Consider the following 22,783-nt stretch of genomic DNA (forward strand, 5'->3'; position numbering starts at 1 on the left):
AAGAAGCCAAACTCTCCCTAATGGTTGAGCTTGGCTTCTTGTTTATTAATTGACCTGTTTGACCATTTGCACCTGCTCCGTTGCTTTCGAAAATCCATTTTCGATTAAGTACTGGGTAACTGGATTTGATAAGGAGGCATTGACGGTCATGATGTTTACCGAATGGTCTGCTTCGCCACAGATGCCCGCCATAATCGTATTGATTATATCGCTAGTAAACTCCGAAAATAGTTCAAGCTGGTAGATGATTACCTTCTCCAGCTGCCCTGTTTGATTCCAAACTCTTCTAAATAAACAATAACCAAGTTGTTCGTCCCCGGCTGCATAATAAACTTGCGCTTCCCCTGGCCTGACACTCTGCCACTGACATTGCCATGGGACATTTTCTTTATAAAATTGGAATGTTGGGAGCTGCTCCGGCCGGATTGGCTTTATTTGTATCGACGAGGTCGCGGCCGACTGGGATTCTACAGCCCCGCTTAAAAAGACGACAGAATCGATGATTTCATAGCCATATTTTTGGTATAAACGAATCGCCCGTTCATTTTCCTTAATGGCTTCGAGTGTGGCGACTTCAATTCCCTCGTCAGCATACAGTTTGAACGTCTCTTCCATTAGCTGCTTGGAGACACCTTTCCCTCGGTAGGAAGTAGCAACACCCGTTCCGCCATTCCAAACTGTTTTTTTCCCGTCAATGTTGCGGACGCCATTTAAGATAATCGCCACAGGTTCCTCCCCATCAAAGGCTACCAGCGACATTGTCATGGAAAGGCCCTCATTTACGAAACGTTGAAAAAAGGTCTCTGCGGTCATTTCAATTTGAACAAAATAACCCTCAAACCCGCGATTCCAGGCAGTAACCGCCTCTTCAATCTTACATTCTGTCAATTTTTTAAAAATAATAGCCATTTTGCTTCTCTCCTTAGATGGTGCAATATATATTAACTCCTTACTGGCGGAAAACACTCGTTTACTGGCGGTTACGCCGCTATTATTGGCGTATCACCTCACTTACTGGCGATAAACCTTCATTTACTGGCGCAAAACCCTCACTTACTGGCGGAATCCCTCTCCAACTGTCGGAATCCCTCTCCAACTGGCGGAATCCCTCTCCAACTGGCGGAATACCTTCCCCAACTGTCGAATAACCACCTCCAACTGTCGGAATACCTTTCCCAACTGTCGCATAACCGCCTCCAACTGTCGGATGTCCTTCACTTACTGGCGATTAACCATCATTTACTTGCGGATGCCACTCGTTTACTCGCGCATACCACTCATTTACTGGCATATCCCCCCTCATACGAAGACTTCACAACATTGCATGGGCACCGCCATCAACAATCACAATATCACCCGTCACAAAATCCGATGCTTTTGAGGCTAGAAATAACGCCACACCTTTCATGTCGGTATCCGAGCCAAATTTTCTTAGTGGTGTCCCTTCAAGAATCGCGCGCCCGCCGTGTTCGAGGATGGCCTTAGACATTTTTGTCGGGAAAAATCCCGGGGCAATCGCGTTGACACAGATGCCATGCTGGCCCCATTTCACCGCTAAATCCTTGGTAAAAGTAATTACTGCACCCTTGCTGGTATTATAGCCAATCGCATTCATATATTTTGGATCACTGCCTTGTAACCCGGCTACAGAGGCAATGTTGATAATTTTTCCCGACTTTTGTTCAATCATCACTTTGCCGGCTGCCTGGGACATTAAGAAGGTCCCCGTAACGTTGACATTCATCACTTTATACCATGCCTCCAGCGGCATTTCCTCGACTAGGGCACCCCATGAAGCACCGCTGTTGTTAACAAGAATGTCAATCCGGCCAAATTGTTCAACTGTCCGCCGCACGACAAGTTGAACATCATCCGGTTTGGTCACATCACATTTTAACGCAAGACTTTCAACACCAAGATTTTTCAGCCGTGCGCTTACTTCCTCACAGGCCACAAGATTTCTTGAACATACCACCACATTTGCACCTGCTTCGGCAAAGCCTTCGGCAATTTGCTGACCGAGCCCGCGCCCGCCGCCTGTTACAATGGCAACCTTTCCTGTTAAATCAAACAGCTCGTTCACATGCATCATCGAAAACCTCCCATCTTAACATCATCGGTATTTTTTCAATTCCTATCTGGTAATTGTTGATCGGCCCATGGTTTCACAAAGCGCACGCATATTCATTATTGGTTAGACCTGGACCATAACTAACGTTCGTCCAAAGCCTTTAGTATTGGCGATAGACAACCTCACCCTTTAAAACCACATTCCCCTGTTGATTAATGGCTTGCACGGCGAAGCGCAGCCGTTTTTCTTGTTTTTCCTTTAACGTCGCCTTAAGGGTGATGATATCGTTCAAAAATACCATTCCTTTAAAACGGATAGAAAAATCCTGGATGAAACCTTCCTCATAGTACTCGGTAAAAAGCTTGGCTAGATTGCCCATCGTCCACATCCCATGGGCAATGATGCCGGGCAAGCCCGCTTGTTCTGCCTCAACATCAATCGTGTGAATCGGATTAAAATCCCCCGAAGCACCGGCATACTTAATCAAGTCCAGCCTTGAAACGGGCTTGAGTTGAATATCCTTAAGCGATTCGCCAACTTGTAATTCCACAACCGTACTCATCTGGTCAACACCTTCCTTACCGCTTCAGAGATTACGATTGTCGAAGTTGAACTGAAAATCGTTTTTCCTTCCAAATCTTCACCGTAGTTTTCAAGCACGAGGAAGCCCATTTCACCAAAGCTGCCTTTTTTCTCAAAATAATTCTTCACCTTTGTATAACAGTAAAGTTCTTCGCCAACCAATAATGGTCTTTCGTAATGAAACGTTTGTTCACCATGAATCAAGCCTTTATTAGGCAGGTTAAATCCTTCAATCTCACCATAATCAAAAATTCTTGGGAATGTCGGCGGGGCGATATTATTTTTAAATCTAGAACCTCTTCCCGTAGCCTCATCAATATATATCGGATGAGGGTCGCCGATTGCTTCGGCAAATTTCTTTACCGCACCTCTTTCGACCGCATTTTTTACCTTATTCGAGAGCTTGCCAATCTGGTCTTTAAACAAGTCACTTCACCTCAAGAGAAAATTAATTTTTTGGTCCACCGGCAACATACATAACCTGACCATTCACGAACGATGATCTTTCGTCAGCAAAGAAGGCGACGGCATTGGCGATATCAGCTGGCTTCCCGCTTCTTCCAACAGGTATTTGTGCTACACTCGATTGAATTAATTGCTCAAAAGGAATGCCAATTCTCGCTGCCGTTTCTTTCGTCATTTCTGTTTCGATAAAGCCTGGTGCGACCGAGTTAGCGGTAATACCATAGCGCCCGAGCTCAATCGCCAGTGTTTTCGTAAAGCCCTGCAAGCCTGCTTTTGCCGCAGCATAATTAGCCTGGCCGCGATTACCAAGTGCTGATGTCGAGGAGATACTGATGATGCGCCCATATTTTTGTGCAACCATATATTTTTGTGCGGCACGGGCCGCAATGAAGGAGCCCTTTAAATGGACATCCATAACGGTTTGCCAATCGGAATCGGTCATTTTAAACAGCAGATTATCACGGATGACTCCCGCATTATTGACAAGGATATCAATCGATCCAAATACCTCGTATGCCTCTTTAATGGCAGCTTCAACCTGAGCAGCATCCGTAACATTTGCCACCTTTGAATATACCTCATAGCCTTTTTCCATTAATTCATTTGTTGTCGCACTTAGCGCCTCCACATTTAAATCAATGAAGGCCACCTTTGCTCCTTCCTCAGCAAAAAGCTCGACAATTCCTTTGCCGATTCCCCGGCTTCCGCCAGTGACAAATGCCACTCTTCCTTCAAATCTTCCTATCATTTCTCTTCCTCCTGTCCAAGAAATAATTTAGACATCGCTTACAAAAATTAATTACATATATTATGTCATCATCAAAAAGCTAACATACCAGTTGGTATGTTAGCTTTATTTTATTCCGAAATTTCAGATAAAACAAGTTTTAATTCAACTATTTTGCCATACCTGACTAATTTCCGGCTTTATCACAAATAATAATTGGGATATTCCTAAGCGAATATCATCGTTTCTAAATCCTTTGATGAGGTGATTTGATGAGCTACAAAGATCATTTAGATCCACACTCACAGCTTTTTCAATCCACTTGGACAAGGCCTAAACATACCAAGTCGCAAATGAATGGGCAAACAATGAGGACGCCAAACAATATTATCCTTAGGAGCAATGCCAAAGCTCACCGGTGGTAATAGGTTTGGCAAGAAACGAAGAGTGGCAGCCATAGTTTAAGCTGTCATGAACAGATGAGGCCTTTTCTCGATTACAGTACTCGAGAAAGGGCCTTTCTGTTTTTTATCTAATCCAAACTTTATATTGATATTGTAAGGACGAAACGATAACATAATAAAATATTAAAAGACAGGAGTGAAGCATTTATGTTTGAGGACTTCACAATCAGACATGCAATTCTTAGTGATATACCAGCAATTATAGACATATACAATTCAACCATACCAAGCCGATTGGCTACTGCCGATCTTGAACCAGTTTCTATTGAATCCCGTGTGCAGTGGTTTAACGACCACTCTCCTAATTTCCGCCCATTATGGGTTGTTGAAAACCAAGGGGATACGTGTGCTTGGGTTAGCTTTCAATCCTTTTACGGCCGGCCCGCTTACAACGCTACGGCGGAAATCAGTATCTATATTCACCCTGATTTCCGGGGCAGAAAGCTCGGAAAATTCCTGATTCAAAAAGCTCTCGAAGCTTGCCCAACACTCGAAATCAAAACGTTGCTTGGGTTTATTTTTGCTCATAATGAACCAAGCATTAAACTTTTCTCAAACTTCGGTTTTGAAACTTGGGCACATCTTCCAAAAGTAGCAGAACTTGATGGTGTTGAGCGAGATTTACTTATCCTTGGGAAAAGAATTTCTAAATAAAGAATTTTCCCAATTAAACACGATTCATTTTTTTCTATCTTTGTAATATTCCAATATCCTTAGATTTTTAGTACTATATAGGTATAAGTAAAGTTTTTCTACCATTATGGGAAACAGCATCCTTGAAGGAATTGGAGATTTTCATGCATAAAAAGAAGCTAGTCATCATCTACTTTATTTCTAGTTTTATTTGGATATACGGTTCCAACTTTATTATACATCAATATGTGCATTCCTCCTTCATCGAGCTTATCGAAAGAGGTAAAGAAGTTCTATATATCCTTGTTACAGGCGGGTTTATTTACTTTTTCATCAATAAAAGAGAAGAGTTACATGAATCGAAGGAAGATCAAAAACGTCTATCCACGTTAATCAATTCGATGGTCGATTTCGTTAATTTTAAAGATGGCGAAGGCAGATGGATTGAAGCGAATAATTTTGGTTTGCAATTATTCCAGCTGGAGAATGTCGATTATCGCGGAAAAAAGGACTCAGAGCTAGCCGAATATACCGACTTTTATGCCGATGCCCTTCGGTACTGTGAAATATCTGACGAGGAAGCCTGGGAAAATCGAAAAATTACCCGGATTGAAGAATTTCTCCCTGTTCCCGATGGATCTTCGAAAATATTTGACACCATCAAGGTTCCCCTGTTTAATCCTGACGGCAGCAGAGAGGGTTTAGTGATTATTGGCCGCGATATTACCGAGGGGAAGAAGATGGCACAGCAATTAACCGAAAGCCAGCAGCAATATAAATCATTATTTGAATACAGTCCTGATATCGTTTATATGATGGATTTGGATGGGATTATTACTAACTTGAACCCGCAATTCGATGGGATTACCGGTTACAAGCGGGAAGACATAATAGGCAGCAATATAAATACCTTTTTACCGAAAAGATATAAAAGGTACATGAAGAATTTTTTCTCCTCAGTAGTTGAAGAAATTAAACCGCTTATGTTTGAGATTAAATTACCAGATGCTTTTGGTGAAACGATTACTTTACAATGTACATCGGTTCCGATGGTTATTAATGGCGTTACCACTGGAATTATCGGGTACGGAAGAGATTTGACTTCATTGCGGAAAACAGAGGAGCGGCTTAGAAGAACGGAAAAGCTGTCCGTTGTCGGGGAGTTATCTGCCAGTGTGGCCCATGAAATCCGCAATCCGCTTACTTCGCTAAAGGGTTTCGTCCAGCTTCTGCAAACGGAAGATAAAAAGCATCAATTCTATTATCAAATCATGTTTGATGAGTTAAACCGCATCAATCACATTGTCGGAGAGCTTTTGCTGCTGGCAAAACCACAGGTTCTAAAATTCACAAATGCAGAAATTCAAAAGCTGCTGAATGACGTGGTCTCGTTATTAAGTACCGAAGCAAGTTTATATAATGTGCAAATCGATTCTATTTTTCCAAAAGAGGCCCTGCTAATTGAATGCGAGCCAAATCAGCTAAAACAATTGTTCATCAATATTATTAAGAATTCGATTGAAGCCTCAATTAATGGCGGCACCGTTTCGATTGGTTTAGAAAAGGTTGATGGCGATAAGGTTTTAATTACCGTAAAAGACAATGGATCCGGGATTTCAAAGGAAAGATTAGCGAAAATTGGCGAACCGTTCTATTCTTCAAAAGAAAAAGGGACAGGCTTAGGGTTAACAGTCAGCTTCAAAATTGTTCAATCTCACAAAGGGACGATTCGGTTTGAAAGTGAAAAAAATCAAGGAACATCTGTTGAAGTGATGCTGCCGATTACACAGATTCATTCTAATTAGGACAAGCTAAAAAACCGACTCCATAAAAGGAAGTCGGTTTTTTATTGGCTTTGCCCTAATTGGCGCTCGCTTTCTTCTTCCTATTTCGAAAAAAGGCAATAATCAGCAGGAAGCATGGAATGATAATTTGTAATGGCCAATTCAAATAAATCGGGATGACATCCAGTCCTTCCTTTATATGTTCTGCATAATTCGATGCAATCGTTACCGATGCAATCAAGATAATGAAACCAATCGGAAAGCTAAGCATCTGGTGGTTTTTAAACTTGAAAAGATCCGCTGTTCCAGCCACTGCAGCATAGAAATACAACGATATTTTAAAGAAACCGCCAATCACTAAATAGAGCATAAATAATACATCCAAGCGTTCAATAAAATTGGCCAATTGAATTTTGCCGATTGTAGTCAATAATGGGAAATTGGAGCGAGAAAACAGTTCTGCCCCTAATGTTGCAACATTTATTGCCGCAGTGATCGCTACGTTAATTCCGGCTAAAATCATCCCACCCATACAGGCTAACTTCACTTTTTTGTGATCATTTAAAAACGGGAGGAACATCGTAAAGACAACCATCTCCCCAAATGGAAAGGTGAGTGTTTGCTTAAGAGCTGTACCAACCACAGGCTTCCAGCCATACTCGAAAACGGGTTGAAGGAATTCAATATGAATTAATCCGGAAACAGAAATTAAAATAATGCCGGCAATCGCCATAAAGTAGACAATTCCAAAATATAGTTCCCCAACTCTTGCGATTACTTCAAACCCTTTATGAATCCCATACATAATGGTAAGAATCATCAAGGAATTAATGACAATTAGCGGCGTACTTGTATAGATGGTCGTTGTTAATAACTCCCCAAAGTCGCGCAAAACCCTTGTGGCCATATAGATGAAATAGATGATATATAACAAACCAAGTAATCCACCAATCCATTTACCGGTTATCTTTTGAAGATAACTGGTAAGGGGAAGATCTGGATAATACATAAAAAGACGATAGTAGATGAGAAAAAGCAATAACCCTCCCATTAATCCTAACAAGACAGCCATCCAGGCGTCCTGTTTCGCTTGAACGCCGAGACCAACAAGAATAGCACTGCCCATTTCAAACAAGACGACCAGAATAAACATTTGGGATGCTTTTATTTTTGCCTTTTCCATAACTATCCACCTTTAACAGGGCTATTTATTCATATTAAACCAAAACGGATTCGTCCGAATCCCCTCGCGCCGAACATAGGAATCTACCTTCACATTCACTTTAAGTTCAGCAAATTGGTTGTCCCAATTCCCTTTTAATTTCTTCCATAGTTTCGGGTTGGCCCGATGAACTTTTTCCCCAAACCCAAATATATCGCTCTTTATTTTTTGGGCGTCTTTAATAGATTCTATCACTTGCTGTTTAATTTCTTTTTCAACGAGCTTGTCAATTTTTTCGATGACCTTTGGATTCGTTAAGTCGACATCTGTATTCGCTTCGCTTATCCAGCCTTCATCTTCAATCGCTATATTTATGATGGGCTTTCCGTTTTTAACCTGAACGGAAACTTTTGTTTTTGAGCGAATCGGGGCCATGGTTATCGCATGCTTCTTTCCATTCCAAGGGATATTAATATCTGTGCTTTGAACCTTATCCAAAACGTACACCACTCCGCGCGCCTTTTCATGTTCAAACCAGCCAGTTAGTTTTCCATTTTTAAAAACGGCTAATCCATTCGCTTCAAGAAAAGTCTCTGTTTTTGATTTTTGCAGATCATCTGCTCTCCCTATATGTTCCTTATTGCCTTTAACGATATAGCCATTAACAACGGGTTCTTTTCCATTGCTGACAAGCCCGGCAAGGAAATCATCGATATTAACTCTTGTGTTCTCACCTAACATACTTTCTGTCGTTTTAAGCTCTTTGGTAATCTTATTAACAGGCAGTTTATCTAGGTTGGTAAGTGCTGAAACCAATTCCTCCGCAGTAGAATGTCTTGCTACCACAATCTGGGTAGTCGTTCTAAATTCCGGATCCCTGTCCAACGCATCCATCACATCAAGGATCCCATCCCTTGCTACTTCCTCGCTTATGGCAATTAAATTCGTATGCGAATAATATAACCGTCGCGAAATCATTTTGGTCGCATTTCTAGCCGCCTCTGTCAGGGTATTACCGGCGCTCTTATAAACAGCAATCGGCAGCCCCTGCCCGGCGCCGTTTTGCCCTGATGATACATTGCCGGGATTTACAATCTGAAACGAAACCTCAAATTTTTTATTTTCTCCCTTGTCAAAGCCCATTGCCATGACAAAAGCTAGGTCGGTTAACTCCTTTTGATTCCAGCAGCCACTTAGGAAAGGAACCACCAAAATCATTAGTAAAGAAATCACAAAAATTTTCCTCATCATGATTCCCCTTTTGAAGATTGATTATCATCCCCATTTTTAGGCGGTCCTGGTTTTTGACTTTCTCCCGATCTTACCATATTCCCTTTACTGATAAACATCGGTCGATATTTCATAGCCCATATCGGAAAACGAACAAAAATGTCTTGTTGATTTCGAATGTTAAAAGGTGCAAGTGGCATCATGTATGGAATCCCAAATGAACGTAATGAACATAAATGAATCGACATAAACATGAGTCCTAACATGATTCCATAGAAACCTAAAATAGTGGCTAATCCCATCAGAACAAAGCGGATCAATCTGGCCGCAATCGCCATCGCAAAAACTGGCGTAGAAAAGTTCGCGATCGCTGTAATCGAAACAACAATAACCATAACCGGTGAAACAAAACCAGCCTGCACAGCTGCCTGGCCGATTACCAGTGCCCCTACGATGGAAACCGCTTGACCAACCGCACGCGGCAGCCTTAACCCGGCCTCCCTTAATATTTCAAAGGTAACTTCCATAATTAACGCCTCAACAAAGGCGGGGAAAGGAACATTTTCTCGTTGTGCAGCAATCGCAATCGCCATCGTTGTCGGAATCATTTCCTGATGAAAGGTCGTTCCAGCAATATAGACAGCAGGTCCTAACAAGGCAATAAAAAACGCTAAAATCCTAAGCAGCCTGACTCCAGTTGAAATATCGAACCGTGAATAATAATCATCAGCCGCCTGAAAAAATTGAATAAAAACAGCTGGTGCTGTAATAACAAACGGGGTCCCGTCTACGATGATGGCAACTCTTCCTTCAAGTAATTGTGATGTAACCACATCAGGTCTTTCTGAATGATACGTGGTCGGAAATGTTGTCCACGATTGATCTTCAATTAATTGTTCAATATATCCGGAACCAAGAATAGAATCGATATTAATTCGTTTTAATCTTTCTTTAACTTCCTCGACGATTTTTTCATTGGCAATCCCTTTGATATACATAATGGCGATATCTGTTTGTGAAACAGTGCCAATTCTCATCGACTCAAGCCATAAATTCGGACTCTTAATCCGCCGCCGTAATAAGGCTGTATTTGTCCGGAGCGTTTCAGTAAAGGAATCTTTTGGCCCCCTTATTGATAATTGGGTTGAGGGTTCCGTAATTGCACGCTTTTCCCACCCCTTTGTTTCACCGCTAATTGCTTTATTGTAACCCTCTAGAAAGATAATCGTGTTGCCTGAAAGAAGCGTGTCATAAACCTGATTCCAATCATGAATGACTTCATTACTCCCTAGAGCGACAGCTTTCTCAATCATAAATTGGAAATAATCCATTCCATCCATCACGTTATCATTTTCATTAAACGATTCCAAAATAAAGTCGCTAATGACTCGGCTGTCAGCTAATCCATCGACATAAACGAGTGCACCTCGATGCTTGCAGTGAACTATTTCCCGAATCACGATATCGTTACTATTTCCAAACTCCCCTTTTATTCGAGAGATATTATCTTTATATTCACGAAGGATAGGCGAATTTTCTGGTTTTTGCGGATCTTGCTGCTGTCTGTAATTATCGTTCTTTCGCTGTTTTTGTTTCTTTTTCAAAATCTTCGACAAAATCGACACAAGTTCCGCCTCACCTTCTAAGAAATGATCATAATGGGTATTTTACCCAATGCACTCTTATATATCCATTTCTACCAAGATACCTGTAAATATTCTTGTATAAGGAATCCTTAAAATCCAAACATTATTAATAATGTGGACTGAAGGTGACTCTCGTGAAACTATTTCTTGTAACCATTGTATTAGCTACTGGAATGTTCTCCTTAATTATGATGATAGATCTATTAATGGGCATCGTAAGACGAGGAATAATATGGAAAGCACTAAATCCTTTTCGGGTTATGGAGACTGCTGAATATATTATTATTCTCTTATTTGTTCTATTTTTTATATTTACCTTAATTGGTTCCTACCTTAAAAAGAAACAAAAAGACAATCAACCGGCAAACTGATCTTTATTCCTTAAGAAAAAGAAAAGAGCCCGGCATTGGTTTAATGCGAGCTCTTTTCACTTTCCATTTCATGGATTTCTGTTTGCTGCTTTCGTTTAAACAGCCTAAAAACTGCGGTTAATCTTTTCTTCCATTTCCTTTTCCTTTCCAGATTCGGTCCGTACACATAGCGATTCCAACTATAATAGATTAATTCCTCGATGATAATCAATATTCCAAAAAATAGTCCACAAATAGTTATCCAAAATGACATACTAAGGACCCCTTTTCAAATAGATGATTTATCCTATTCGAATATCAACTAAAGAAGTACCAACTATGTTGCGCTTACCATTCTTTTACAATTACTTCCTACCCTTTATTTTATCAGAAAAGTTGCTAAATAGTAGACAATTTACCTCTCAATGTAGTACTTTTATTTTGAGTTTCGAAATTTTTCAAGGGGGAATAATCATGGAATATCGCCGCTTAGGAAAAACAGGATTGAAGGTAAGTGAAATAAGTTTGGGCAGCTGGCTTACATATGGTGGTTATGTGGAAGAACAAAATGCAGCTGCATCGATTGATAAAGCATACGACTTAGGAATAAATTTTTTTGATACAGCCAATGTTTACATGCGCGGTGAAGCCGAGGTTGTTGTGGGCAAGGCACTAAAGAAATATGCCCGTGATTCGTTTGTATTGGCTACGAAGGTATTTTGGCCAATGGGCGATGGCCCCAACGACAGAGGTTTATCGCGCAAACATGTAATCGAACAATGCCATGCAAGCTTAAAACGTCTTAATACGGACTATGTCGACATTTATTATTGCCATCGATTTGACGCCGAAACACCGCTCGACGAGACATTGCGCGCACTTGATGACCTTGTCCGCCAAGGAAAGGTCCTCTATGTGGGTGTGAGTGAGTGGACGGCAGAACAAATTAGCGAAGCTGTTCATCTCGCTGATAAGAAGCTTCTCGACCGGATTGTTGTCAATCAGCCGCAATACAGCATGCTGCAGCGCTATATTGAAAAAGAAGTCCTTCCAGTTTCTGAGAAACATGGAATCGGGCAGGTCGTCTGGTCACCGCTCGCCCAAGGCGTCTTAACAGGTAAGTATAAAAAAGGTGAAAAAGCTCCTGCAGGTACTCGGGCCGCACAGGAAAAATACAGCAGCCTATCTGGTTTCTTAACCGAAGAGAATCTCGATAAGGTAGAATTATTAAAAGGAGTGGCCCAAGAAAACGATCTTTCGCTTGCCAACCTTGCCCTCGCCTGGATTTTAAGACAAAGTAATGTTGCAAGTGCATTAGTGGGTGCAAGCCGCCCAGAGCAAGTCGAAGAAAACGTTAAAGCTTCAGGTGTGAGATTAAGTGCAGAAACACTTGCAACAATCGAGGACATTTTAAGATAACATAGTAATGCCTCTGGATTTTATATCCAGAGGCATTTTTAATTTTGTAATCCTTAAACCGCTTCTTCTGCTCCAGTTACCCTAGATTTATTACCGGCAGTGAAGAAAATGATACTTCCGAGCGTTACGAGTGCGATTACCCAAAACATGATTTGTCCTTGGAAATGGCTAAGAAGATAACCGCCAAAGACCGGGCCAAGGAAGTTGCCAATTTTACGAAATTGGGCGGCTCCGAAATAGGTGCCACGCAGATGTTCCGGGGCAAGCTGATCAATCATCATGCTGTTGGAAGGAAAGATTAATATTTCTCCCAAGGTTAATAAGACGATGGCAACAATAGCCGTTACCCACCCACTAACAAAGCTAAAGCCAATCAATCCAGCTGCCATGAAAACGGCACCAACAACCATGACCTGCATTATCTTGAATTTTTCTGCCAGATGGCTTATTGGCATTTGCAGGACTACAACCATGACTGCATTAATCGTAATCAGCACCGAAAAAATAAAGACGCCATTTTCGACTGTTCCTTCTAATATTTGCGGCAAGTTTGAATCAATTTGAACATAACCCATGTTGACCAAAATGATGCCGATGATTAAATACCGTAACGCCTTATCTGTTTTAATAATCCGAAAAGCAGCACCAAAGGATACAACCTTCTTGCTATTTTCTTCTTGCGGTACTGGTACAACGAGCCTTTTTAAAAAGTAAACCAATACAAGCGCGTAAAGCAAATAGATTGTCCCTGTTATGCCAAAGGATAACTTAGCCGAGGTGTTGGCTAAATACGCTCCGATAAGCGGACCAACGGATGCTCCGATATTCATCGCGGTATATCGTAATGAATAAACCTTCATCCGCTTCGTCTTTTCGGTTAAATCGGCCATCAACGCTTGTGCTGTTGGTTCAAAGAAAGAGTTACTAAGCCCGTTTAAGGCATTTAACAAGATAAACCAGCCTTGTCCTGTTGACACTGTGAACCCATAGTAAACAAAGGCTACCATAAACAACGAGGTAAGCATGATTGGTTTGCGCCCAAATCTATCCGATAAGTGACCGCCAATAAAGCCCCCCACCGTCCCCATTAACGGACTCATCCCGACAGTTATACCAATAATGATCGGTGACAGATCCATTTGATAGAAACGGCAGGGTCATAAAAGCGGAGCCTCTGGATAACACCGTTCCAATTAGCAAAACCCAGACAATCGGATGGAATTGTCCAATATAGTTTTTAACTTTCATCATATGTATTTGCCTCGCAATTTTTAAGGTTACTTATTTAGTAAACCAATTTGTGTGAAAGTTGTAAAGAATTTTATTACTCTAAATAAAAAGGCCAACTCCCTAGGGAGCTGACTTAAAAAGATTAATTTGGATCTTCGTATTTTAACGCCCGGGCACTGTCGCCATAGCCTTTTGTGGTTGGATCCTGAACGAGCCCAAGCATCGATAACAAAACAAATACGGCATTGGCCAAGGCAATGATATTACTCTGAATGGCATCTGTTAATTGAAAATCGGTTATGTGTAACGAGTTTAACGCCGCCAATACTACCTGTGCGACAATCAACAGCTGTGAAATAAACGCAATCACCCAGTTTCGGTTTTTAAAACGGACTTTCCAGTTAATCATCATCCCATCTCCTTTCCTATATGTTAATTACTCTTTCTATTAACATATGCTTGTACTAAGAAATGGTTGTCTGCGATTATCATAGGTTTTCGCGATTTATTACACTTCTCTGCGCATCGCTTTTAAAACATCTACTCTCGTTGCCCGTTGCGCCGGGCGGTATCCTGAGATAATCGTCACCCCATAACAAATCACAATACAAATAACCGGTAAAATAAGTGGAATATCGCTAAAAATGATATTAAGTTCTGTCTCTTTTCCGAATGCTTGTTTAATGATTAATGGAATTGCAAAATTGACAGCGTAACTTATCCCATAGGAAACGAGTGTTCCGACGAGCGCACCAATCAAGCCAATATAGCTGCTTTCTAGCAGAAAAATTCGTTTGATTGTTTTTGGATTCGCACCAATTGCTTTCATGATGCCAATATCAGGCGCCCGCTCTGTAACCGCCATCGTCATCGTATTATAAATTCCAATCGACGCAATAAGAATAGCAATGGTCCCAATAAAGATGAGCCCTGCCTTCGCAATCATAAAAATCATATTGACTTCTTTCAATTCATTCACAACCGAATAGGTTGCGTATTTCATATCTTTTAACTTGTCCGTTATCCCTTGGACTGCCTCCATATTTTTTGCATAAATCTTCACTTCATCGAACGAATTTTCATGGACGTCTTGGTCCGTTGGAACTTCACTATTGCCATCAAGTAAATATCCCTTAGGTGTCCCAGTAAAATTCTCAATTTCTGTTAATATCGTATCAGAAATAAACACACTTCTATCTTCCGCCCACTCTCTTGTCGGCTTTTTCGAAATTCCTACCACTGTCAAAGGAATCGTCTTTTCCTCTTGTTTCCCATCCTTTAACTGTCTAACCGTTATTTCAAGTTTCTCGCCAATCAATTTGCCGGTGTATCGGTACTCTGCCTTTAATTGCCCCTTATTGTCATATCGATCATCAGGAGCGTCCTTCAAAGCAAGATTTATCGGAAAATTGTAACCTACTACCACTTCATCCTGCCCTTTTGGGAGCCTGCCCTCTGACAATTCAAGGCCCGCTTTCACTTCTGATGGGAAGTTCGCGACAAACGTTTGCGCCGGTTCTTGATAGTTTCCAATCGAAAAATTGCCTTCCTGTCGAAGCATTTTTCGTCTAGTAACAGCCTTAACATCTTTAACCTTTTCAAAAATTTGAATATCCTTCTCGTTTACTGGACGAAAACCACCTTGTTCATCCCCCTCTTTCCCATGAACATCAATTTGCGTAATGACCCGCTGTTCGGTCATTTCCTTGACAACCGATTTCTGTAAACCAAAACCAACCGACGCTAGAACGATCAGGAAAGCACAGCCCATTGCCGTTGCTAGGATGGTCATAAACACGCGTGTCTTATTTTTCTTCATATTTTGGCGCACGAAGCGAAATTGATCTTTTATTTGCATAGCAATCTAACCTCCTCAACAATCCGTCCATCCCTTAATTCAATGGTGCGATCGCCAATTTCTGCCACCTTATCATCGTGGGTAATAATCAAAAACGTGATACCCATATCCCGATTCAATTCCTTGATGAAGTGCAGTAATTCTTCCTCTGTTTCACTATCAAGACTTCCTGTTGGTTCGTCAGCAAGGATAATCGGCGGATTGACAATCAAGGCACGGGCGATACTGACCCGCTGCTGCTGTCCGCCTGACAGTTCCCCAGGATAATGGTCCTGATAGTCCAGCAGCCCGACTTTCTTCAGCATCTCCTCGGTTTGCTTTCTTCGTTCTCCCTCATTTATACCTTTTAATATCAGCGGCAGTTCTACATTCTGAAAGGCTGTCATACTTGGAATCAATTGAAAGCTTTGAAAAATAAATCCGAGATTATGAATCCGGAAATCTGCAAATTTCGCTTCATTCAAGTCAGAAACCTTTTCCCCGCTAATCCAGATTTCACCCTCTTTAGGATGAATAAAACCGCTGACCAAATTTAATAGCGTCGATTTACCCGAGCCACTTCTGCCCACAATCGTAACAATTTCCCCTTTTTCGACCGAAAAAGAAATATCTCTTAGGACCGGAATAATTGTTTGTCTACCTTTTTTCCCAATCACAAAATCATGGCTTAACTTTTTTATTGTAATCATTATTTCTTCCTCCCTATCATTTCACCCTAATAGACGAAGAACTTTTAACAAACCCCTACATAAAATTTAAAAAAATTTTTAAATTTACGCTAAAAGGGAATAGTAGTAGCAAAAAAATGCTTTTGCTAGTCTTTTCACCCGGAAAAACTTATAATAAATGAATTGAAAAATCCTTTTTGAAAGTAAGGAGCATGTATGGAAAAGCTGCATTCATTATGGGAAATAATCGTCCGTTTCTGGAAACGGAAACACCTCACACAAATTTTGCTCTTAATCCTCCTGGTTGTCGTGCTGTCGGTAATTCTATATTTTGCCTGGCTCGCCACGAGAGCAAATGTGCAATCGCTCCAGGAAGGCCTAAATGAGCCGACGGTCATCTATGATATAAATGGCAAAGTTGCAAGCAATGTTGCTACCAATCGAACAAAAGGCGTGAAAATCGCGGAACTGCCGAAGTTTGTGCCAAATGCCGTCGTGGCGATTGAAGATGAAAGGTTTTATGAACATGGCGGTTTTGATGTCAAGGGAATCGCCCGTGCTTTTTTCGGCAACTTGCTTCACGGAAGAATTACTGGCGGCGGCAGTACGTTGACACAGCAGTTGACGAAAAATGCGCTTCTCTCACCCGAACGCACCTATAAACGAAAGGCTGAGGAATTATTTTTAGCCGTAAAAATCGAAAAGGTTTATAAAAAAGATGAGATTCTGCAAATGTATCTCAATCAAGTTTATTTCGGGAGTGGAGCCTGGGGAATTAGCAATGCCTCGAAGAAATACTTTAATAAAGACATTAAAGATGTCAGCATCAGCGAAGCCGCGATGCTTGCAGGACTTCTCCATGCGCCAAATTATCTGGACCCGTATAAAAATTATGATTTGGCGATAAAACGGCGCAATGTAGTTTTAGATAAAATGAAAGAATTAGGAATGATCACCGCTGATGAAGCCGCAGCGGCAAAACAAGAAAAAATCCGCCTTCACGATGGCGGCGGCAGTTATGTGGAACGAAAATATCCTTATTATGTTGACGCCGTGTTAAATGAGGCGATCAACCGCTATGGATTAACGCAGGAAGAGATTTTAACACGAGGATACCGAATTTATACCGAAATGGATCAAAACCTGCAAGCAGGACTTGAAAAAGTGTATCAAAATAAATCGTTGTTTCCAAGCGGAAAAGGAAATACCTTAGTTCAAAGCGGCTCTGTGTTAATGGATCCCGCTTCCGCCGGTGTCCGCGCCCTTGTCGGCGGGCGTGGTGAGCATGTTTTCCGCGGCTTTAACCGGGCAACACAATTACAGGCTCAGCCGGGTTCAACGATAAAACCGCTGGTTGTCTATACACCGGCGCTTGAAAATGGTTACAACTATTCATCAGAATTAGTAGATGAGCCAACTACATTCGGAAAAAATTACAAACCGGAAAATTTCTCAAAAACCTATCAAGGAAAAGTGCCAATGTATAAAGCACTCGAAGAATCGTTAAATATTCCCACTGTCTGGCTCCTTAATGAGGTCGGCTTAAACAAGGGGCTTGATGCCTTAAATCGATTTGGCATTCCTGTTGTAAAGGAAGACAAGAATTTAGCGATTGCGCTAGGCGGCATGAGTAAGGGAGTTTCGCCGCTGCAAATGGCGAATGCCTTTTCCGCCTTTGCTAATGGCGGGACGCGGCAGGAAAGCCATCTAATTACAAAAATTGTCGGGCCGACAGGAAATATCATTGTCGAAAGGAAAGCGAAGACGACAAAGGTGACTTCGGATAAAGTGGCTGGTGAAATGACCTCGATGCTCCTTAACGTCGTGGAGTCCGGCACAGGCAAACGCACCCATATTCCAAATGTACAAATTGCCGGAAAAACAGGGTCGACCCAGCTGCCATTTAACAATGTAAATGGAACAAAGGATCAATGGATGGTCGGATACACCCCTAACCTTGTTGGCGCGATTTGGATTGGTTATGACAAAACAGACCGCGAGCATTACCTGCCGAGTTCTAGCTCGGCCAATGTGGTTCCGATTTTCAAAGAAATAATGAATGAGTCATTGCGCCATCTGCCAAAAGAAAACTTTGAGGTTGGTTCGATTAATGCCCAGCTGGCAGGCGAAGCACCGCCTAAGCAAAGCCTCAATGAGCAGGCGAAGAAAATAGGCGAAGAATTAAATAAAAACGCCCAAGAGATTGGTTCAACCATAAAAGAAAAAGCCCCAGGATGGAAAAAGGGCTTGGACAAGGCGTTATATAAGATTGGAGAAGGTATCGATTCATTAATCGAAAAAGCGAAAAGCATTGGAAAATAGCACGCCGTTCAACGGCGTGCTTTATGTCTTTACCAAACATATTATATACCACTTAATACACCAAAATCTTTAGTCAATATTTACTCAAGCAGTCCATATTTCCGCTTAAATCTTGTTAATATTTTTAGCCAAACATCACCAAACACCAGTAACAATATTACGTTTGAGACGGAATGAAAGGTGTCAAACATAGCGCTTCCAGCGAAATAGAGAAGAAATGCTTTTAAACTTACTCCGGTGCCGGACTGGACCACAGCTAAAAATCCCCAAATGTTCATAATAAAGCCGAACAAAAATCCCCAAACAGCTCCAAAGAAAATCCGGCCCCATTTCAAATTCATTAGCCACGACTTCCGCAATAACCCTGCCGTAAGACCAACCAATCCCCAAGCCGTCATTTGCCAGGGGGTCCACGGACCTTGCCCCATAATCATATTGGATGCAAGTGCTGCTACAGCACCAATCAAAAACCCGCTTTCAGCACCAAAAACATATCCCGACATCATTATGACAAAGGTGGTCGGCTGTACACTAGGTATACTGGCAAACGGAATCCGTCCCACTGCTGCAATCGAAGCTAAGACAGCCAAAAGAACCAATTCCCTCGGCTCTACTTTCCGGCTTTCAAAGCGCACCAAAAACAACAAAATTGAAAGCAAGACAAATCCAAAGCTTAACCATAAATAAGCATTTTCAAACCAAAAAGTCAGAACCAAAAAGCCTGAAGCAAGCAAGAGGAGCACTATTGTTTTTACAGTTTTGTTAAAGCGCACTGCCTTCTTACCTCCTCAAGCGTCATCGGGGCCTTTTCCGCCAAATCGCGGAAGATTCTTTGAATCATCGTTGTATAAAAGAAATTTCCTTTAAAGAATCTCCTCGGTATGTCCTCTGAGGTAATGTTACCTTGAAACATCATCCCGCATTTTGTTGCATACTGGGCAGCAAACTCAATGTCATGTGTGGACATGAAAATGGTCATTCCTGCTGCATTAAGTTCAAGGAGAATCTCCGCTAACCTTCTTTTTGAAATCGGGTCCAATCCTTTGGTCGGCTCATCAAGCAGAAGCACTTCAGGCTTTCGTAACAGCAAACAAACAAGCGCCGCCTTTTGGAGCTCACCGCCGCTTAAATCATAGGGATGACTTGTTTTCACATGAGCAATCCCTAATTGGTCTAACAGGGTGTCTGCTTCAGCGGCATCAGACAATTCCCACTGGGCAATGGTCTCCCTGATTTCTTTTTCAACCGTATCTTGAAGAAAAAAGAGTTTAGGATTCTGGGGCAAATAGCCGATTCTTCTTGTTAATTCATGATCCTTATAACTTTTCAAAGGCTTTCTATCATAAAAAACTTTTCCAACTTCCGGCTTCAACAGTCCAGCCATCACCTTTAAAAACGTCGATTTACCAGAACCGTTACCGCCCAATAGCGCGTAAAACTCCCCTTTTTTCAGGCTCAAATCAAGCTCATTCAAAATATATTCAGCTTTTTTCTCATAACGAAAAGAAATCGATTTTGCCCTAATCCGAATATCACCATCAAGGGGAGTCGATATTTGCTTTACCTCTCCATAAGCATCCGCCATTGCCCTTTGCACCCAGCTCCGGCCTTCTTTCACGGTTAAAGGGACACTTCCCTCGCCGTTCATCCTCAAAAATAACCCAGGAATACTAGGGACATAGTCTCTGTTTGCAGAATTCCAAATCTTTGGGATTACCGCCTTTGGCTCTCCTTCAATTTGAACCTGGCCGTTTTCCATCATGATAATTTGATCCGCTAAGGTAAACACTTCCTCAAGACGGTGCTCAGCAAGAATAATCGTCATCCCGAATTCATCGTTCAGCCGCTTTAGCATATCTAAAAATTCTCTTGTACTAACAGGATCAAGCTGGGCTGTCGGCTCATCTAATAATAAAATATTCGGCTGCATTAACAGCACAGATGCCAGATTAATTTGCTGCTTCTTCCCCCCGGAAAGCTGATAGGATTTCCGCGCCAGCAGCGACTCAGCACCAAAGAAATGGACCATTTCCGCAACCCGGCTTCTCATTTCATTTGGCGGCAGTCCGATATTTTCAAGTCCAAAGACCATTTCATGGAGAACATCATCCGCAACCAGCTGATTTTCCGGATCTTGAAAAACAAAGCCAATATCATTGGCGAGACCTTCTGTATCCTGAACGGGACGTCCATCAATTACAATTTTGCCCATAAGCTTACCGTGCGGTTGGATTTCTTTTTTCAAAAGTTTTAAAAGTGTACTTTTCCCTGAACCTGAGGCACCAAAAAGGACGACAAATTGGCCTTTGTTAATTTTTAATGAAAGATTGTTTATTGCTGGTTCTGAACAATCCGGATATGTAAATGTTACATTTGTTAATTCGATAAACGCCATCGGAACCATCCACCTGCTTCAACGAATAGTGGGAAACATAAAAACATCAGATAGCATGTTAGCGCACCCGTATCTAGATGTGATAATTTCCATGCTTCCATGACTGGATACACGGTTAAAAAGCCATAGCCAAAAGCTCGGCAAGAAATAATCAAGGAGAGTAGGATGACAAGATAAATGATTGCCAGCACATCCGCACTTCGAAATTTATAATATTCATAGGATGAACGGGTGCTCATCCCATAGCCCCGCGCTTTCATTGAGTCCGCTGTTTGAATTGCCTCTTCAAGGGAATAGGTCAACAGGGTTTGAACATAAAGCATTCCCGTCCTAACTCTTCGATTCCATTTACCGTGACTAACGGAAAATCCTTTACTTCTTTGGACGACTGAAATTTCTTCCAATCTCCTCCTCATTAATGGAATAAAGCGCAGTGTCAGCATAAGCAGGACGGCAAACTGAGGCAAGATTTTTGCGAATAAGAATAAAAGCTTATTCGGTGTCATGACGACGTTGTAGGAAACAAACAGGGCTATCACCCCGATGATGGATATCGCATTCATGCCGCCATAAACAACTGCTTCCAATGTTACCCGATGAGTCCCCGCCTCGAATAACAAATGCCGCCCTCTTTCATTAAATAACGGATTCAAGATAATCATCAAAACAAAACTCGTGATGAGAAAAAACTTCCAGCGCCGCAGTCCTGATAAGCGATCATGGAAAAAATTAATCAACACAATAATCACTAACGCTGTCCCTAAAAAGATAGGATGGAGCATCAGGATTAACAGTGATACTGAACCAGCATAGAAAAGGAAAGAAACAAGCGGATGGAAGCGTGCAAACCGGTTTTCCATTACTCGTTCCTCCCCTCGTTATTCAGTATAGAAGCATTCAATCCGATCACCGTCTTTTACTTTTACAATTCCGATACTTTTTGTCAGACTAACACCATTTTGTTTAAATATCCAGCCGCTCTTGACACCATAATCAAACTCATAAATATTGTCAATTCCTTCGATATAAGCGGTAGCTCCGCTGCCTCTCGAATCAACTACGATACCATGTTTTTTGGCTGCTTGTGAAATAATATCAAAAATCGTTGCACCATCTTTAAAATTCACCTTTGTTGCACCGAGAATTGTGCCCCTATCCTTTGGCCCGGCAATCGAAATGGTCACTGCCAGTTCAGGTTTTGGCGTTTCCTTTGGCGGATTCGTTGGTGGCGGGGTGCTTGGTGCTGCTGGCTTACTCGGCTGAGCGGCCGGTGCCGGACTGCTTTTGCTTGGGGACGCCGCCGTATTTGCCTTACTTGTTTCAGGTTTCGCTTGGCTTGCTGGAGTATTTTGTACAGGTGTTTCCGGTTTTGCAGCCTGCTTTTCTGTTTCCTTCTCTGGCGATGGGGTACTAGCCGATTCAGCCTCTTTCTCCGGTGCTGCCTGTTGCTCTTCGGCTGCATCTGCCTTAGGACTTTCTTCCACTTGTTGCGTTTGTTCCGCCTGTTTCGCAGTTTCTTCCGTTTTTATTGCTTCTTTCTTTGTTTCCTTCACGGTCTCCTTGGTCGAACCACAGCCAGCCAAACTGACGGCAGCAAACAAAACGAATAATAATGCAGTTGCTTTTAAGATTCTCTTCATGGTGTATGTGGACCTCCTATCCATGCCCCCTCCAGCTGACAAGAGGGCACTGAAAAACTTACGTTTTTTTGTCTTTTCATTTTGAGGGAATATAAAAAAGGTGTCATTTCGTCTAAAATTAGCTGAAATGGCACCTT

Annotated in this window: 24 protein-coding genes; 6 read left to right on the top strand and 18 right to left on the bottom strand. The window is 41.8% G+C overall.

What is annotated here, in order from left to right; genetic code table 11:
- Positions 1-45: 45 nt before the first annotated feature.
- From ACIQCO_RS18075 to fabG, 5 genes are all read right to left on the bottom strand, one after another.
- Positions 46-909 (bottom strand): GNAT family N-acetyltransferase, encoded by an 864-nt coding sequence (locus tag ACIQCO_RS18075; protein WP_400430819.1) that lies wholly within the window; start codon positions 907-909, stop codon positions 46-48.
- Between the two features lie 403 nt (positions 910-1,312).
- Entirely contained in the window at positions 1,313-2,089 is a 777-nt protein-coding gene (locus tag ACIQCO_RS18080; RefSeq protein WP_400430871.1) for an SDR family oxidoreductase, read from the bottom strand.
- 142 nt (positions 2,090-2,231) lie between these two features.
- The gene (locus ACIQCO_RS18085) at positions 2,232-2,633 is read right to left on the bottom strand and encodes a MaoC/PaaZ C-terminal domain-containing protein (protein WP_400430821.1); all 402 of its coding nucleotides are present in this window, start codon (positions 2,631-2,633) and stop codon (positions 2,232-2,234) included.
- A complete protein-coding gene (locus ACIQCO_RS18090) occupies positions 2,630-3,079 on the bottom strand; it encodes a MaoC family dehydratase N-terminal domain-containing protein (RefSeq protein ID WP_400430823.1) in 450 nt (149 codons plus the stop codon). Before ACIQCO_RS18090 ends, ACIQCO_RS18085 begins: the two co-directional genes overlap by 4 nt.
- Positions 3,080-3,101: 22 nt before the next feature.
- The gene (fabG, locus tag ACIQCO_RS18095) at positions 3,102-3,866 is read right to left on the bottom strand and encodes a 3-oxoacyl-ACP reductase FabG (RefSeq protein ID WP_400430825.1); all 765 of its coding nucleotides are present in this window, start codon (positions 3,864-3,866) and stop codon (positions 3,102-3,104) included.
- Between the two features lie 251 nt (positions 3,867-4,117).
- Between fabG and ACIQCO_RS18100 the strand changes: the two genes are divergently transcribed.
- The 3 genes from ACIQCO_RS18100 to ACIQCO_RS18110 all read left to right on the top strand — a co-directional run bounded on the left by ACIQCO_RS18100 (position 4,118) and on the right by ACIQCO_RS18110 (position 6,747).
- The gene (locus tag ACIQCO_RS18100; protein ID WP_400430827.1) at positions 4,118-4,270 is read left to right on the top strand and encodes a YpzG family protein; all 153 of its coding nucleotides are present in this window, start codon (positions 4,118-4,120) and stop codon (positions 4,268-4,270) included.
- A 186-nt stretch (positions 4,271-4,456) separates the two neighbouring features.
- Positions 4,457-4,963, top strand: a complete 507-nt coding sequence (locus tag ACIQCO_RS18105) for a GNAT family N-acetyltransferase (protein ID WP_400430829.1) — start codon at positions 4,457-4,459, stop codon at positions 4,961-4,963.
- A 143-nt stretch (positions 4,964-5,106) separates the two neighbouring features.
- Positions 5,107-6,747 (top strand): PAS domain S-box protein, encoded by a 1,641-nt coding sequence (locus ACIQCO_RS18110; protein WP_400430831.1) that lies wholly within the window; start codon positions 5,107-5,109, stop codon positions 6,745-6,747.
- Positions 6,748-6,802: 55 nt separating this feature from the next.
- Here ACIQCO_RS18110 and ACIQCO_RS18115 read toward each other — a convergent pair whose 3' ends face one another.
- From ACIQCO_RS18115 to ACIQCO_RS18125, 3 genes are read right to left on the bottom strand one after another with little or no spacing between them, the layout of a single operon-like run.
- Positions 6,803-7,909 (bottom strand): GerAB/ArcD/ProY family transporter, encoded by a 1,107-nt coding sequence (locus ACIQCO_RS18115; protein ID WP_400430833.1) that lies wholly within the window; start codon positions 7,907-7,909, stop codon positions 6,803-6,805.
- 21 nt (positions 7,910-7,930) lie between these two features.
- The gene (locus ACIQCO_RS18120) at positions 7,931-9,136 is read right to left on the bottom strand and encodes a Ger(x)C family spore germination protein (protein WP_400430834.1); all 1,206 of its coding nucleotides are present in this window, start codon (positions 9,134-9,136) and stop codon (positions 7,931-7,933) included.
- The gene (locus ACIQCO_RS18125; RefSeq protein WP_400430836.1) at positions 9,136-10,722 is read right to left on the bottom strand and encodes a spore germination protein; all 1,587 of its coding nucleotides are present in this window, start codon (positions 10,720-10,722) and stop codon (positions 9,136-9,138) included. Before ACIQCO_RS18125 ends, ACIQCO_RS18120 begins: the two co-directional genes overlap by 1 nt.
- Before the next feature lie 176 nt (positions 10,723-10,898).
- Here ACIQCO_RS18125 and ACIQCO_RS18130 point away from each other — a divergent pair, with 176 nt between their 5' ends.
- The gene (locus ACIQCO_RS18130; protein WP_400430838.1) at positions 10,899-11,135 is read left to right on the top strand and encodes a YczF family membrane protein; all 237 of its coding nucleotides are present in this window, start codon (positions 10,899-10,901) and stop codon (positions 11,133-11,135) included.
- Positions 11,136-11,175: 40 nt separating this feature from the next.
- Here the strand turns inward: ACIQCO_RS18130 and ACIQCO_RS18135 are convergent, their stop codons facing one another.
- Entirely contained in the window at positions 11,176-11,388 is a 213-nt protein-coding gene (locus ACIQCO_RS18135) for a hypothetical protein (RefSeq protein ID WP_400430840.1), read from the bottom strand.
- A gap of 200 nt (positions 11,389-11,588) precedes the next feature.
- On the opposite strand from ACIQCO_RS18135, the gene ACIQCO_RS18140 reads away from it, so the two are divergent.
- Positions 11,589-12,533: an aldo/keto reductase family protein gene (locus ACIQCO_RS18140; RefSeq protein WP_400430841.1), complete on the top strand. Its 945-nt coding sequence runs from the start codon at positions 11,589-11,591 to the stop codon at positions 12,531-12,533.
- Between the two features lie 53 nt (positions 12,534-12,586).
- Here ACIQCO_RS18140 and ACIQCO_RS18145 read toward each other — a convergent pair whose 3' ends face one another.
- The 5 genes from ACIQCO_RS18145 to ACIQCO_RS18165 all read right to left on the bottom strand — a co-directional run bounded on the left by ACIQCO_RS18145 (position 12,587) and on the right by ACIQCO_RS18165 (position 16,310).
- Complete coding sequence (locus ACIQCO_RS18145) at positions 12,587-13,621, bottom strand: MDR family MFS transporter (RefSeq protein ID WP_400430843.1); 1,035 nt, start codon at positions 13,619-13,621, stop codon at positions 12,587-12,589.
- Positions 13,578-13,784, bottom strand: a complete 207-nt coding sequence (locus tag ACIQCO_RS18150) for a hypothetical protein (protein WP_400430845.1) — start codon at positions 13,782-13,784, stop codon at positions 13,578-13,580. The genes ACIQCO_RS18145 and ACIQCO_RS18150 overlap by 44 nt, the downstream gene beginning before the upstream one ends.
- Before the next feature lie 121 nt (positions 13,785-13,905).
- Complete coding sequence (locus ACIQCO_RS18155; protein ID WP_400430847.1) at positions 13,906-14,172, bottom strand: phage holin; 267 nt, start codon at positions 14,170-14,172, stop codon at positions 13,906-13,908.
- A 99-nt stretch (positions 14,173-14,271) separates the two neighbouring features.
- Positions 14,272-15,621 carry an ABC transporter permease gene (locus tag ACIQCO_RS18160; RefSeq protein ID WP_400430849.1) on the bottom strand — a complete coding sequence of 450 codons (1,350 nt, stop codon included), beginning with the start codon at positions 15,619-15,621 and terminating at the stop codon, positions 14,272-14,274.
- Complete coding sequence (locus ACIQCO_RS18165; protein ID WP_400430851.1) at positions 15,612-16,310, bottom strand: ABC transporter ATP-binding protein; 699 nt, start codon at positions 16,308-16,310, stop codon at positions 15,612-15,614. Before ACIQCO_RS18165 ends, ACIQCO_RS18160 begins: the two co-directional genes overlap by 10 nt.
- 195 nt (positions 16,311-16,505) lie before the next feature.
- Between ACIQCO_RS18165 and ACIQCO_RS18170 the strand changes: the two genes are divergently transcribed.
- Complete coding sequence (locus tag ACIQCO_RS18170) at positions 16,506-18,611, top strand: transglycosylase domain-containing protein (RefSeq protein WP_400430853.1); 2,106 nt, start codon at positions 16,506-16,508, stop codon at positions 18,609-18,611.
- 80 nt (positions 18,612-18,691) lie between these two features.
- Here ACIQCO_RS18170 and ACIQCO_RS18175 read toward each other — a convergent pair whose 3' ends face one another.
- From ACIQCO_RS18175 to ACIQCO_RS18190, 4 genes are read right to left on the bottom strand one after another with little or no spacing between them, the layout of a single operon-like run.
- Positions 18,692-19,384 (bottom strand): ECF transporter S component, encoded by a 693-nt coding sequence (locus ACIQCO_RS18175; RefSeq protein WP_400430855.1) that lies wholly within the window; start codon positions 19,382-19,384, stop codon positions 18,692-18,694.
- Positions 19,363-21,006 (bottom strand): ABC transporter ATP-binding protein, encoded by a 1,644-nt coding sequence (locus ACIQCO_RS18180; RefSeq protein WP_400430857.1) that lies wholly within the window; start codon positions 21,004-21,006, stop codon positions 19,363-19,365. Before ACIQCO_RS18180 ends, ACIQCO_RS18175 begins: the two co-directional genes overlap by 22 nt.
- Positions 20,988-21,866, bottom strand: coding sequence for an energy-coupling factor transporter transmembrane component T (locus ACIQCO_RS18185; protein ID WP_400430859.1), 879 nt, complete (start codon positions 21,864-21,866; stop codon positions 20,988-20,990). The genes ACIQCO_RS18180 and ACIQCO_RS18185 overlap by 19 nt, the downstream gene beginning before the upstream one ends.
- Positions 21,867-21,884: 18 nt before the next feature.
- Positions 21,885-22,646: a DUF4430 domain-containing protein gene (locus ACIQCO_RS18190; RefSeq protein ID WP_400430861.1), complete on the bottom strand. Its 762-nt coding sequence runs from the start codon at positions 22,644-22,646 to the stop codon at positions 21,885-21,887.
- Positions 22,647-22,783: the final 137 nt, after the last annotated feature.

The sequence above is a fragment of the Neobacillus sp. NPDC093127 genome, from assembly GCF_044754175.1.
Lineage (GTDB): Bacteria > Bacillota > Bacilli > Bacillales > Cytobacillaceae > Neobacillus.

What these genes read in the sequence shown, in the direction of transcription:
- ACIQCO_RS18160 (WP_400430849.1), bottom strand. Translation starts at nt 15,621, where the DNA reads ATGCAAATAAAAGATCAATTTCGCTTCGTGCGCCAAAATATGAAGAAA.
- ACIQCO_RS18110 (WP_400430831.1), top strand. Translation starts at nt 5,107, where the DNA reads ATGCATAAAAAGAAGCTAGTCATCATCTACTTTATTTCTAGTTTTATT.
- fabG (WP_400430825.1), bottom strand. Translation starts at nt 3,866, where the DNA reads ATGATAGGAAGATTTGAAGGAAGAGTGGCATTTGTCACTGGCGGAAGC.
- ACIQCO_RS18190 (WP_400430861.1), bottom strand. Translation starts at nt 22,646, where the DNA reads ATGAAGAGAATCTTAAAAGCAACTGCATTATTATTCGTTTTGTTTGCT.
- ACIQCO_RS18185 (WP_400430859.1), bottom strand. Translation starts at nt 21,866, where the DNA reads ATGGAAAACCGGTTTGCACGCTTCCATCCGCTTGTTTCTTTCCTTTTC.
- ACIQCO_RS18170 (WP_400430853.1), top strand. Translation starts at nt 16,506, where the DNA reads ATGGAAAAGCTGCATTCATTATGGGAAATAATCGTCCGTTTCTGGAAA.
- ACIQCO_RS18120 (WP_400430834.1), bottom strand. Translation starts at nt 9,136, where the DNA reads ATGAGGAAAATTTTTGTGATTTCTTTACTAATGATTTTGGTGGTTCCT.
- ACIQCO_RS18100 (WP_400430827.1), top strand. Translation starts at nt 4,118, where the DNA reads ATGAGCTACAAAGATCATTTAGATCCACACTCACAGCTTTTTCAATCC.
- ACIQCO_RS18085 (WP_400430821.1), bottom strand. Translation starts at nt 2,633, where the DNA reads ATGAGTACGGTTGTGGAATTACAAGTTGGCGAATCGCTTAAGGATATT.
- ACIQCO_RS18140 (WP_400430841.1), top strand. Translation starts at nt 11,589, where the DNA reads ATGGAATATCGCCGCTTAGGAAAAACAGGATTGAAGGTAAGTGAAATA.
- ACIQCO_RS18075 (WP_400430819.1), bottom strand. Translation starts at nt 909, where the DNA reads ATGGCTATTATTTTTAAAAAATTGACAGAATGTAAGATTGAAGAGGCG.
- ACIQCO_RS18165 (WP_400430851.1), bottom strand. Translation starts at nt 16,310, where the DNA reads ATGATTACAATAAAAAAGTTAAGCCATGATTTTGTGATTGGGAAAAAA.
- ACIQCO_RS18105 (WP_400430829.1), top strand. Translation starts at nt 4,457, where the DNA reads ATGTTTGAGGACTTCACAATCAGACATGCAATTCTTAGTGATATACCA.
- ACIQCO_RS18180 (WP_400430857.1), bottom strand. Translation starts at nt 21,006, where the DNA reads ATGGCGTTTATCGAATTAACAAATGTAACATTTACATATCCGGATTGT.
- ACIQCO_RS18145 (WP_400430843.1), bottom strand. Translation starts at nt 13,621, where the DNA reads ATGGGGACGGTGGGGGGCTTTATTGGCGGTCACTTATCGGATAGATTT.
- ACIQCO_RS18150 (WP_400430845.1), bottom strand. Translation starts at nt 13,784, where the DNA reads ATGATGAAAGTTAAAAACTATATTGGACAATTCCATCCGATTGTCTGG.
- ACIQCO_RS18080 (WP_400430871.1), bottom strand. Translation starts at nt 2,089, where the DNA reads ATGCATGTGAACGAGCTGTTTGATTTAACAGGAAAGGTTGCCATTGTA.
- ACIQCO_RS18115 (WP_400430833.1), bottom strand. Translation starts at nt 7,909, where the DNA reads ATGGAAAAGGCAAAAATAAAAGCATCCCAAATGTTTATTCTGGTCGTC.
- ACIQCO_RS18135 (WP_400430840.1), bottom strand. Translation starts at nt 11,388, where the DNA reads ATGTCATTTTGGATAACTATTTGTGGACTATTTTTTGGAATATTGATT.
- ACIQCO_RS18155 (WP_400430847.1), bottom strand. Translation starts at nt 14,172, where the DNA reads ATGATTAACTGGAAAGTCCGTTTTAAAAACCGAAACTGGGTGATTGCG.